Genomic DNA, 889 nt, shown 5'->3' on the forward strand with positions numbered 1-889 from the left:
GGGACGGCGACACCGCAACCGATTCCGAGGTGCTCAACATCGGTGCCAACATCCGCTTCGACGACGACGGCCCGTCCGTCGTGCTGGCAGCGCCCATCGACACGGCGCTGGTCAACACGCAGGATGCCGACACCATCGGCGCCGCCACCGACTCCGCCACCACGGACTTCGCAACCGCCTTCGGCGTGGCCTCGAGCAGCTATGGCGCCGATGGTCCGGGCACCACCGCCTCGAGCTTTGCGCTCGGCGTAGCCACGCAAGGCGGCGACTCCGGGCTCAAGAGCGATGGCGCCACCATCTACCTGTACCTGGTGGCCGGCAAGGTCATCGGTTCGACTTCTGCCAGCGAGGCCGGCATCACGGCGGGCAACACCATCTTCGACCTGTCCGTGAGCGCCGCCGGCTCGGTGACGCTGCAGCAGTTCGCCGAGATCGATCATGCGCTGCCGGGTGATTCGTCCAACTACGCGGACCAGGAGGCCACGCTGGCCGACACGTTGATCACCCTGACCAACACGGTGACGGTCACCGACGGGGACGGCGACACCGCAACCGATTCCGAGGTGCTCAACATCGGTGCCAACATCCGCTTCGACGACGACGGCCCGTCCGTCGTGCTGGCAGCGCCCATCGACACGGCGCTGGTCAACACGCAGGATGCCGACACCATCGGCGCCGCCACCGACTCCGCCACCACGGACTTCGCAACCGCCTTCGGCGTGGCCTCGAGCAGCTATGGCGCCGATGGTCCGGGCACCACCGCCTCGAGCTTTGCGCTCGGCGTAGCCACGCAAGGCGGCGACTCCGGGCTCAAGAGCGATGGCGCCACCATCTACCTGTACCTGGTGGCCGGCAAGGTCATCGGTTCGACTTCTGCCAGCGAGGCCGG

General features: G+C 67.8%; 1 protein-coding gene. It reads left to right on the forward strand.

The window, feature by feature from the left end:
- Positions 1 to 889, forward strand: an 889-nt coding sequence (locus IB278_RS33535) for a DUF5801 repeats-in-toxin domain-containing protein (protein WP_225613354.1), incomplete at both ends; no start/stop codon positions are given.

It is taken from the genome of Variovorax sp. VRV01, assembly GCF_014852545.1.
GTDB lineage: Bacteria > Pseudomonadota > Gammaproteobacteria > Burkholderiales > Burkholderiaceae_C > Variovorax > Variovorax beijingensis_A.